Below are 12052 nucleotides of genomic sequence, written 5' to 3' on the forward strand. Positions count from 1 at the left end.
GAGGTGATCGTTATACTGCCTATCCCAAATTTAGATGACCGAAGCTTTGAATCGATCCTGCAGGAGGCTAAAAAGCACATTCCCAAGCTGCAGCCGGAATGGACGGACGGGAATGCTCATGATCCTGGGATTACGATGCTTGAGCTTCTGTCCTGGATGACCGAGCTGCAGCAATACTATTTGAACCAGGTCACGGAAAAGAATGAACGGAAATTTTTGAAGCTGCTCGGTGTCGAGCCGAGAGAGGCTGTATCTTCACGTGCACAAATCAGCTTCACGAGTGAACAGCAGCGTATTATTCCGAAAGGAACGCCATTAACGGCGAATGGTCTTCTGTTCGAGACGCTGGAAACGGTGCATGTCCTCCCGGCAGTTGTGGAGAAAGTGATCGTTCGTTCCGAAAGTACAGTGGGAGAAAGCAGCGCGTTAATCCAGAGCAATCTTGCATATTATGCGTTTGGCGCCGAGGCTAAGAAGGGGAGCCGGCTGTTCATTGGCCTAAGTCGCCCTCTTCCGCCGCAGACAGAGATTACGCTTGCTGTTCAGTTGTTTGACCGCTACCCTGTTCCCGTTTCTAACGATTCAGAACTAACGGCACAGCTGATTCCAACGGCAAAAACCGCTTGGACATTTGCAGCGGCGGGGGAGGAAGCAGAACAGATTTGGAAACCGGTTGATATTGTAAAGGATACACAGGTTCATTTATCTCAAAGCGGGGAACTGACGTTTAGACTGTGCTCCCCGATGAAGGCTCTATCGTTTTATCCAGCTGACGATAAAAAACGGTATTGGCTTAGCTGCCAACTTGTGAAGGAGGGATACGAACTGCCTCCGAAGGTGGAAAAGCTTGCCTTGAACACCGTCATGGCCGCTCAGCAGGATACGTTTTGCGAGATACATACTTTTAACAGCACGGGAAAACCCGGACTCGTGATAAATGTAGATACCTATTTGGCCTTATTCGGAGAGATCATCGTACAAGTTCAAGACGATCAACGTCGCTGGAAAGACTGGTGCATGACACATCCACTTTCAGTGTGTCATGCAGATTCGACCTGTTACGAGCTGTACCGGGACGATTCAAAAGGAATGCTCACAGTCTGCTTTGGCGATGGTATAAACGGCTGGATTCCCCCTGAAGGCAAGGCGCGGATTCGAATCATTACTTATAAAACGGAGTTTGAAAGGGATCGGTGGATCGGAAGAAGCAGCGGCCTGCCGGAACAGGTATTTGCAGTTCCGGGGAAGCGCAGCTTTCAGCGCGAAAGCATGGTGCTGCAGGTATCTTCAGCCAGACAACCGGAATTGTGGGAGGACTGGATCCCCGTTCCGGATCTGGACACCTCGGAGTCGGCGGACCGGCACTTTGTTTACCGCGCTGAAGAGGGTGTCATTTGCTTCGGCAACAATGAAAAGGGCTGGATTCCTCCCAAAGCCTACGACGGTTTTAATATTCGATGGATATCACTCCGCCGATCGGACGGAGGTGAAGGCAATGTGACGCAGGGAGCAATCACAGGTTTTGCGGATTCTTCCAACCCGCTGCTAAAGGACGTCTCCGTTTGCCAAACGGCGCCGGCTGAAGGTGGAAAGCATGCGGAATCGCTTCAGGAAGCGAAGCGAAGAGCTCGCAGACAGCTGGATTTTCCACATCGAGCCGTAACGGCCTCCGATTACGAGGCCATTGCCAGGTCAACTCCCGGGATGAGGGTTGCGCGTGTTAAGGCATTACCCCTGTACAAGCCTGGGCAAGTGGATGATCCCAGAGTCAAATCTCCTGCTCATATGACGGTTGTAGTCGTACCTTACAGTGAACAAGAGCATCCGAAGGCGGGGGAAGGCTTTCTGGAGACGGTTAGGAGGCATCTGGAAAGGTTTCGACTTCTCACAACACAGGTTCATGTAATACCGGCCGAATATGTGAAAGTTACGGTCCACGCTGTCGTAGTGGTAGAACCGGCGTTTAAGCATATACAGACCGGTATCGTCCAAGCAATACGGCGGCTCCTTCGCCCTATGGGCACGACGAGTCTACGAGGGGGCTGGCCTTTCGGTCGTTCGGTTCATAAAGGAGATTTGTTTGGATTAATTAGCGCAATACAAGGGGTCGTTTATGTACAGGATCTATGGATGGATGATGAAGGAAAGGAAACCTTCAAGGATAGCAGCGGAGACCTCCATATCCCTCCGTACAGCTTGGTTTATTCCGGTGATCACCAGATTGAAGTCATTGGTGTGGACGATTTGTAAGCGGCGGTACCGTTAAGGGAGGCGAAGGTGGTTTGGCTGATCGTGTGAAGTTTTTTTCGCTCAACAAGCAGTCGGATTGGGAGCAGGGATTTGCAGCAAATATGCAGCTTAGAAATGACGGTCTTTCCATCCGCGAAACAAAGAGATATGCAGTGTACCAGACGATTCTATTAGAGGACCTGGACGGTATTGGAATGGTTGTTGATATGACGGCGGGGGTTGACGGAAGACTTTATTTACTAGACGAAGGGGGGAATCTATGGAGCTTCGATCCAAACAGCCAACATAAAGAAGCCTTATTTCGTTCGGGTCATCAGCTGTTTTCTTCGGAAGCAATGATTGCCGCCGGATCAAACGCTTTATATATTGCGGATTGGACGGAAGAAGAACGTCGGGTAGCCGCCGTATCAACAGCCAACGGCCAGCTTTTGTGGTCGGCGTCCGAATGGAATCAGACGGCACTGTTCCCTTTAGCCATTACCGTCGACAAGAAACAATGTCTATATGCCGTTGTGCCTTTGGCTATTATGGCTTCCCCAACGGCTCGCACCGCGGTGCCGGAAGGCGGAAGATTAGCGGTGCTGAAGTGGAGCGCAGGAGAAGTGACGCAAGTTTTCGAGCATGAACTTTTGAGTGTCGATACAGTCACACCGATCTACAAGCTGAGCTGGCGTTATTATATTGCAGCAGCTTCAGACGGAGGGGTTTCCGTACTGGACGCAACCCGGGGACTGATTCTTCGGTTTCTCGCGGATGGTACACTGCGCATCATGTTTTCCGTGTTCTCTGCCCGCGGTTGTGCCGGTCTTACCCTGGATTCAAACGATCATCTGTTTGTAGGAGAAGGGGGAGGGGGAGGGGCTGCAGGGGCGGAAGATCAGTATATTATGCAATACGATGGGAATGGAGAGTTTCTTCGCAGACTACTCGGTTCATGCGGCCGCGCTGATAAACTGATTCATGATGTCCGGGATCGCATGATTGTACTTAACCGGGATGAGGGAATCATCCGTATGCTGGAGCTTCAGTCACGAACGGGTCTTTGGAGCGAATCGGGTTCACCGGAAGCTGTTTATTTTTCAGAGGAGCTGGACTCCGTTCAAGCGGAGATGGAGTGGCATAAAGTGTGGCTGGAAGCGGATATACCGGAAGAAACACAAATTCAGATTTCCTTTTTTGCTTCAGATGAGAGAATCGGCTGGATCCACGGACAGTTGACTGAATACACCTCATTTTTGAAGTCGCCGGACCTTTCAATGACCGAGAAGCTTCAGGCAACCGAGTCCTTGTGGTCGATGCCCATCGTAAACGCCAAGGACGCCCTCCTAAGCCATATGAAAGGACGTTATTTATGGTTCAAAATTCATATGATCGGCACAGAACAAGGGTCTGGGTCGCCCGTAATCCGCAAGCTACGTCTCTATTTCCCCAAGTCATCGCTTATCTCTTACTTGCCTTCTCTTTACCAGGAAAATGAGAACTCGTTTTTAGAGCGGTTTCTAGCAATTTTCAGTACCTACTTTGACGAGATGGAGGAGCAAATCGACAAGATCAGCAGTTATTTTGATCCGGATATCGTATCCGGTGAATATTTACGTTGGCTTGGCAGCTGGCTCGCGGTACCGAAGGACTACGCCTGGGAAGAAAGAAAGCTGCGCCAATTGATCAAGCAAGCTCCAATGCTGTATAAACAGCGGGGAACACGCTCCGGGTTACAGCAAATGCTGCAGTTATATACGGGTGTAGAGCCCCTTATTATTGAATTTTTTCAGATTCAACGTTTTCAGGAATCTGGCGCATACAGCCGATTGTTTCGTGAGCTGTATGGCGATAATCCCTATACCTTCTGCGTGCTGCTTCCTCCGGCAACCATCCAAAACAGCCAACAAAGACTGATGATCGAGCGCATCATTGACGATCAGAAGCCTGCTTATACAGAAGGCAGATTCATTGAACTTCAGCCCTGGATGTACGCTGACATGCATACGTATCTCGGCATCAACACGTATTTGTCGGAGCCAACGCTGCTAACGCTGGACGACCACTCTTCAATCCCATACAACACCGTTTTGATTGATGTAGATATGGACAAGCGAATCGATCGGCACACCCGATTGGGCCTCGATTCGGAACTGGAATAAGGGATAGGACGCGAAAGGAAGGGGCTCCTCATGAAAAAAACACGTTATTATCCGTTTGAACGTAATCGGTATTTTTATGGCAAGTTGTTGACTGTCCGCGATTTCGAATCGGAGCAAAATTATTTTAATAATAAGCGTCGAATGATGAACCGGCTTCTTCACGGCGTTGGCGTCATTACTGGACTTCAGGTCATTGCCGTTGACGATAAAAATATATCGGTCGAGATGGGGGCCGCTATGGATGCGTTAGGCCGAGAAATTATCGTGCCTTCGCCAGTGATGTACAAGCTTTCCATGATGGAAGGGTTTACGAATAATGAGTATGCAAAAAATGTATATCTTTGCCTCGCTTACGATGAAAAAGGTAAGGAGCCGGTGCATTCCGTCGCCAATGCCACGGTACGTGTCGATGAGATCAGCGAGTACAATCGCACGCTGGAATCGTACCGGTTATTCATTCGTGAAGAAGCGCCTGTGACTGAATCCCTTCCTATGGCATCTTTAATGGAACAAACCGTCGTTCTGTACCAAGAGAACGGGGTGCGAGTGCTGCAAGTAACCCCGAAATATGTAAATCCGGGTCAAGTATTTGAGATCGTGATCCGTATAGAAAAGACGCTGCGGGCTGGAAAAATCAGGTTTCAATTTGAGCCGGCAGTGGAGGGCGTGGAATTGCTGAATGGCCCGGCAGCAACATTCGATGAGCCGCGGGAAGGACAGGAAACGGAGTATGAGCTAATCATTCAGGCCCGGGCAATAAAAGTTGAAGCCGCCAAAGCGACGATTCGGGTTCGGGAGGGCACCTTCTCAATGTCGATCGGCGATAGAAATGTGACTCTCGGACCTGCGGAGACGGGCGCTATTGAGATTATGGAAGGCTCCGTCGAAGAGCGGTGGATGAAAGATTACTTGAGCCGGTCACTCGACTCCTCTTTAGATTCGACGTCTGACCCCTATATTAACTTGGCCAAGATCAGCCTCCTGCAAATGGGCCCGACTTATATTATCGACAAAGTAGAGCAGGTTCCGTTCGGAGAGTATGTGTACAATGCATCCGTTTTGTATCAGCTGGAGCGTGCTGCGGCTCATCGGAATATTATGAAGCAATCGAAGCTGCAGGCACCCCAAGAAGAATCGGTTACCGGGTTTTCTGAAATTAGTTTAAGACATAAACCAACGGATGATACAGAGTTGAGGCCCGCGACTCGAGCGCTCCCGGTAGAAATTAAGAATATCCCGGAAATGATGAAATCTGGTTCTATAGAGATTCCGATTACACCATTCCCCAGCTTTCCTGTGCCATTTGGCAAGACCACACGCAGTTTTATCTCCACGGAGATCGAGCACGGCTTAGGGGAAGGCAGTGTATGGGTTTTTACGGCGTTGGAGGAATCGGGGGAAGATGCCCTTTCTGATATGCTGGATACTCGTGAAAGGATGTATTTTGGAGAAGCCGATGTGTTTAAAGGAACGGAATACGAAACAGATCTACCGGAACTTAAGATCGGGAGTATCGTCTACCCGTTGAAAGGAACCTTCCGCATCGGGATCCGCTTGCTGCAGGCAACGGAAGCGACGAAGGTACGTATTCGCTGGTGGGCGTGCCGAACCGATCAGGGACAGGCCACGAAGGAAGCTCTAGAGGAGGCTCTAGCGATGCTTTCGGAGGCAGCAAGCGGGTCGGATGAGATTTAAACAAAGCTCTGCCCGTTTGGGCAGAGCTCGTAGGTATTATTTAATCTGCTGCGTTGGTTGAATTAACCTCCAATAATTGTAAAGTGCGATTGTCGGATGCGAATGTCAAATGGTAGAGGTATTCTAAGTCTTTAACATAGGTGCTGTGAAAGATTCCATTGCCAGTAGGAAGCCGATCTTCTATAACTATATAACCGCTATCCAGGTCTTTGGCACCCTCCGCTAAAGGTTCCAGCTCCTGCAGAAGATACGCTAGAGGCTTGCTGCCCCAGATGCGGATTGATGTAATTACAGCTTCCTTAGGATGGGTAGCCGAAGGTTCTACAATAAGGGACATTTGTAACTCCGGGTACGTTAATTGCTGTTTTGCCAGTGCTTTTTCACCGGAATGGACGGGGTTTTCTCCTTCCGGCTTGAGACCGACATCCAATACGGTGCTGGGGACTGCAGCGGCTTCGGCCACAAGGCCATCATGACTTCGATTAGCTTCATTGGCTGATTCGGTGCTGATGTTTATGGAAGTCGGTGTCGAAGGTGCGTCATTGGGAAAACCGTATTCGATTTGTTCACTCGGTTTTCCCAGAAGCGATTCCGCTTTTGGCTTGGAGAGGCCGATCCAGGCTTCCAGTCGCGGCTTTCCTGCGGAGAAATACGATTTCAATAACGGTATTCCGTCCGTATCGTACAAAGTACCGAAACCGTCATACATGCTGTTAGCAAAGCTTCCTTCATAAAGGAGAGTGCCATTATCGCCATAGGCTGTACCTTGTCCGTTCAAGGTCCCGTATTGGAATGAGCCCTTGAGGTGCATTCCAGCATTATGCCGATTCAAGACACCTTCGCCATGATAAGTGCCTTCGAAAAAATTCCCTTTGTATGTAACGAGGCCATTAGAATCATACTCTAACCCTTCACCAGAGTATAGACCTTGAATAAATTCACCTTCATAGAGCAATTTGCCGGATATATCATAAAGCTTCCCGGCTCCGTGGTATTTACCGGCGGACCAGTTGCCTTCATAGATGACATTTCCGGATGAGGAGAATAAGGTGCCAGCGCCCTGATAGTGGCTATTTTGAAATAAACCATCATACATTAACGACCCGTTGTCATGATACAGCTTACCTGGGCCGCTAAACTCATCCAGTGCAAACTCGCCAGTATAACGGATCTGTTTTCCCTGCGTATACACGGTCCCAGCACCGTTGTACAGATCGTCTGAAAAATGGCCTTTATAGAGGAGAACTCCATTATCGTCGTATAATACGCCTTTACCTTGCTTAAGACCTTTTTCAAACTCACCTTCATAAAGCAAAAATCCCTTCGGGCTGTACAGCTTACCGCTGCCGGAATAGCTGCCGGCGTCTAGCTCTCCGACATATCGAAGTTGTTCGCTGCTATCGATTACCTTGGCTTTTCCGGTAAACGACGAAGCTTGCAGCGTTTCGAAGCGTAAGGTGGGCAATATTCCAAAATAACGCATGACTGGAGCCGGAGGCCACAAAATGAAGAAAAGAAGAAGTGCGAGCAGAAGGAGTAACCCGATCAGGAGACGTTTGGAAACGAAATAGGAACCGATCGATACATAGCTGTTAAGCGAGGTCTCTTTGGTTTGGATAAGGGCTTGAATCGCTGCTTGAGCGTTTTTCAGAAGGATAGAAGGGAGCTTCTTGATGTCTTGAATCGCTTTTGAAACTTTGGCGATCAGCGGACTCAGCATCGGCTTTACTACGCTTTCCAGCATTTTGGCAGGTTCATTACGCATGGTATTACGTCACATCCTCGCTAATGAATCTATGGTACCTGAATGGTTAGCTGCCCTGGCTGAACGATTTGAATGACACCGCCCCAGCTGCATAAGCATTTTGAAGTATGATTCAACGCCGGCATATTGGCAATGAGGACGGTAGGGGAGCCTGGTGCCCATGGCGCTGCGGTTACCGGTATGCAAGGCATCGGCGTCATGACTCCCAATTTGGCGGCTGTGGCAGCGGCTACCGTAGGATTTGAAATCGAGTTGCACATTCCGAACGGTAAAATATTCATCATTGGTTTATGATCCATGATTGTGGCGATCGGCATGGATGTCGTGACACGATTGACGGGCAGAACCATCAATGAGCTTGGAGCTGCTCCGAAGGAGCATTGAAGCATCGCTCCACCACATACGAGATTTGCCATAGGTACCTCATTTCCAAGAATGTATTGTTTCTTTGATGTCCTCAATCATTATCATAGTACTAAAAAACAAAGGTAGCGACAATACCTTCCTTCTATGGTTAATAATGATATTTTTATATAAAATACAGTGCGTCTTTTCGTACATTCATGTACTATAAAATAGGAAGATTTGGTAATCAAAACACAAGAACAGAGTCTTATCATTTTAATATCCATATGCTTGAAATCATGCTTCTCAGGAGGCGGTTCGAAACGTGAAAAGATCGGCGGTTCTTTTAGTATTTGTCTTGTTATTAGCCTCCGCTGCCGGTTATTATGCGGTACAGCATAAAGAATTGCTTGGTAAACATCCGTTCAAGCAGGAGCGAACTTTTCAAAATGTAACGAAAGCAGCGGCCGATGAGCAGCAAAACCTTTACATTATCGAAAATAGCAGGAAAACGATCAGCAAAATAAGCTCCGACGGGACTCTTTTATACACCATAGAGATGGAAGAGGAAGAGAGGTATCAGTTCAATGAATTGGCGGTTGACGACGATGGCAGTCTTTATGTGGTCAGAACGTTATTGGATATGTACGATATCGAGGTTCGAGGGGAGCAGCTGGTAAAATATCATTCAGATGGCAGCTTCGATAAAGTGTTATTCCATCAAAGCTACGACGATCCGATGAAGAAACGATACCGGGTCGGAGGGTTGAAGGCTCCGACGGCAGCGGGGGGAACCATTCACTTTTTTCTAGAAGAGCAGCATCAGTTCTCACTTTATCGTATTTCAGCAAATTCCACCGAGCCTGTTCCGGTTTACAGTATCACGCTGCCAGCGAATCAGGTATTGGCGGACGTAAGCGGAGTAACACCGGGTCACATTTATTATACGACGCGCAGCGGGGAGATGTACCGTGCTGAATCGGATGGAAATTCCACACTTGTGTACCCTATGACCGGAACGGGGAGGACATTGCGGAATTTTCCGGAGAGCTTGTACGTCGACCCGCATGGTCGACCGATATTTGTCGATTATCATTTGCATTCGATTAACAGGCTTGATCCAAAGCAGCCCTATGTAATCGAAGAGCTCGTCAACTTAGAGAAGGCGAAGCAGTCCGGTGTGAGCCTGCTTTTTGATCAAATCGAGTTAAGTGCCGCCCCAGCCGGTGAACTATGGATCGCAGAGAGCAGTCAGCTTGTACAAAGACTGCCGAACGGGCAGCTTGAACCGGCCATTGTTCATGTGAATTATTCTTCCGATGAGAAGCGGCACATTTGGCTCGTTTGGGCTGCTGCTGCTTTGGGGGTCTTACTTTACCTTTATGCCTTAAAGCTGCTATATATTAACATCATGAATCGCCGGATTCCTCTTATGGTGAAGCAAATTACCGTCAGCGTGCCGATTATTGCCGGTTCCATGATTTTACTATCCGCCTTTATCTATAATAATTTCGTATTGAAAATGGAAGAAGAAGCCGTTCATGAGCTGAAGCTGCTGGCGAGTAATGGAGCTAATCTTATTGACGGTGAACTGCTGAATCGCATTCAATCCCCGGCAGATTATGAAAAAGAGACGTACAGGTTGATTAGAAATCGGATCGACTCAATCTTTCATTTACCGGGCAGCACGGAAAGTGAGGGCTTTTACAAGGCGATTTATAAAGTGGAGAATGGGAGCCTCTATCGAATTCTAGAAGACAATGACGAGGCGCATATGTTTTATCCGTTTCCCTTAACTCCTGAAAATTTGAATGTCATTGCGAAGGGTGTCGTTGAATCAGGAAATTGGAATGACGGAACGGGCGAATGGAAGTATGCCATTGCTCCAATTATGAGCAGCTCCGGAAAGATTGTCGGGATCTTCGAGGCTAGCCGGAACATGGAAGAAATTGTAGACCACCGCCGTGATGTGCTTAACCAATTTACAATTACGATCATCGTTTTTTCGATTGGTATTACGGTTTTATTTATCATTATGACCTACATATTGCTCTCCTCTATCACCAAGCTGCGGAATAGCGTAGCTGAAATTGCTAAAGGGAATTGGGACGCCATCGTAACCATTCGTACGAGGGATGAGGTTTCGGAGCTCGGCGACAGCATTAATTTTATGGCGGGAGAAATTCGAGATAATATCAACAAATTGGAAAAGCTGAGCCAAGCTTATTATCGTTTCGTCCCGCAACAGGTATTACAGCTGCTGGGCAAGAAAACGATTCTCGATGTACAGCTGGGTGATCAGGTCGAGGACACGATGTGTACGATGGTTTGCAATATTCGTAATTTTTACCTTTTATCCAAACAATTATCGCCGGAGCAAAATTTTAATTTTGTTAACTCCTTCTTAAAACGATTCGGACCTTATGTTCGCGAGCATCAAGGAATCGTAAACAACTACCTCGGTCCCGGTTTTTTGGCTTTATTTCCCGAACAGGGGGATGGCGCCCTTACAGCTTGCATTGAGATCCGAAGGGAGTTAAGCAGCTACAATCAGCATCGTGGTAACTCAGGATATGAGCCGGTTGATTTAGGAATTGGGCTGCATAAAGGGCCACTGCGTCTTGGAATCATTGGTGAAGAACAACGGCTTGAAAATAATATTATTTCCGAACACGTGAACCTGTCCGCTACGCTTGAAAGGTTATCTGCACCGCTTGGAGCCTGCATTCTTATCACGGAAAGTGTGATCCAATCGTTAACCCATCCAGCTGCTTTTCAATATCGCAGCCTTGGCATGATTTGGTCAGAAGGCCTGCTTGAGCCGCTCCAGCTCTACGATGTGTATCAGGGAGACCCGGAAACCATCCGGAGTTTAAAGGAAGCTACAAAAATGCAATTTGAGAAGGCCGTCATGCTGTATCAGCGGGGTCGATTTTTTGACGCAAGAGAAGCATTTTTGTCGGTTATTAAGCAAAATCGACAGGACAAAGCGGCACAGCTCTATTTTTATGTGTGTGATCAATACTTCCAGTCGGGTACGTCCACGGAATGGAACGGTACGTTGTTTGTTTCCTAAACATAAGCATTCACGAAAAAGGAGAGATTTCGATGGCCATGTTTGAATCTTACCAGCGAAAAAGGCAAACTCCCGTTTTACAACAACCCCAAGTCAGTAAAGCAAAGAATCCAAGCGCACTTGAAAACGATCCCTTGCAGCTGCAGCGTACCCTTGGCAACCATGCGGTTGGAAATTGGTTATCGCAAGCGTTTGCCGGAAGCAACGGCCATCCTTCTATTACACTTCAAGCCAAGATGGTGGTTCGACCAGCTGGAGATGCGTTTGAGCAGGAGGCCGACCAAATGGGGAAAGCCGTTGTGGAGCATTTATCTACGCCCCAACCAAGCACCAGCGAACATCCGGTACAACGAATGGAGGAGCCCGAGGAAGAGGAGCTGCAGATGAAGCCGGCGATCGAAAGCATTCAACGTATGGATGGATTGGAAGACGAAGAAGTCCAAATGAAAGGGATGGGAGACGGCTTCGAGGCCGGTTCTGCAATTGAACAGGAAATCCAGACTTTAAAGGGTGCTGGAAGTAAACTGGACACTGAGATTCAGCAAAAAATGGAGGACGCTTTCCAAACAGACTTTAGCTCTGTGAATATTCATACGGGTGAACGGGCGGACCAGTTAAGTCAATCGATTGGGGCAAAAGCTTTTACAACGGGCAGTGATATTTTTTTCGGAGACGGCGAATATAATCCGGGCAGTCGTGAGGGACAGGAGCTTTTGGGGCATGAGCTGACACATGTTATTCAGCAGGGGGGAATCCGGCGGTAACTTCTATGCTGGTACA

General features: G+C 48.1%; 7 protein-coding genes. 5 read left to right on the forward strand and 2 right to left on the reverse strand.

The annotated features are described in order from the left end of the window. Positions 1–3: 3 nt before the first annotated feature. Genes GQS10_RS23620 through GQS10_RS05935 form a run of 3 tightly spaced genes read left to right on the forward strand, consistent with a single transcriptional unit; the run spans position 4 to position 6086 of the window. Positions 4–2250 (forward strand): putative baseplate assembly protein, encoded by a 2247-nt coding sequence (locus GQS10_RS23620; protein WP_166240051.1) that lies wholly within the window; start codon positions 4–6, stop codon positions 2248–2250. 32 nt (positions 2251–2282) lie between these two features. After that, on the forward strand, positions 2283–4391 hold the full coding sequence (locus GQS10_RS05930; RefSeq protein ID WP_166240053.1) for a phage tail protein: 2109 nt from the start codon (positions 2283–2285) through the stop codon (positions 4389–4391). 30 nt (positions 4392–4421) lie between these two features. After that, positions 4422–6086, forward strand: a complete 1665-nt coding sequence (locus tag GQS10_RS05935) for a hypothetical protein (RefSeq protein WP_166240055.1) — start codon at positions 4422–4424, stop codon at positions 6084–6086. A 40-nt stretch (positions 6087–6126) separates the two neighbouring features. Here GQS10_RS05935 and GQS10_RS05940 read toward each other — a convergent pair whose 3' ends face one another. Both GQS10_RS05940 and GQS10_RS05945 read right to left on the reverse strand, forming a co-directional pair. Further along, positions 6127–7851, reverse strand: a complete 1725-nt coding sequence (locus GQS10_RS05940; protein WP_166240058.1) for an MORN repeat-containing protein — start codon at positions 7849–7851, stop codon at positions 6127–6129. 29 nt (positions 7852–7880) lie between these two features. Then, positions 7881–8267 (reverse strand): DUF4280 domain-containing protein, encoded by a 387-nt coding sequence (locus GQS10_RS05945; protein WP_166240060.1) that lies wholly within the window; start codon positions 8265–8267, stop codon positions 7881–7883. Positions 8268–8521: 254 nt separating this feature from the next. On the opposite strand from GQS10_RS05945, the gene GQS10_RS23625 reads away from it, so the two are divergent. Continuing rightward, positions 8522–11272: an adenylate/guanylate cyclase domain-containing protein gene (locus GQS10_RS23625; RefSeq protein WP_166240062.1), complete on the forward strand. Its 2751-nt coding sequence runs from the start codon at positions 8522–8524 to the stop codon at positions 11270–11272. Between the two features lie 32 nt (positions 11273–11304). Next, the gene (locus GQS10_RS05955) at positions 11305–12036 is read left to right on the forward strand and encodes an eCIS core domain-containing protein (protein WP_166240064.1); all 732 of its coding nucleotides are present in this window, start codon (positions 11305–11307) and stop codon (positions 12034–12036) included. Positions 12037–12052: the final 16 nt, after the last annotated feature.

This window comes from Paenibacillus turpanensis, assembly GCF_011421635.1.
GTDB classification, from domain to species: Bacteria; Bacillota; Bacilli; order Paenibacillales; family YIM-B00363; genus Paenibacillus_AK; species Paenibacillus_AK turpanensis.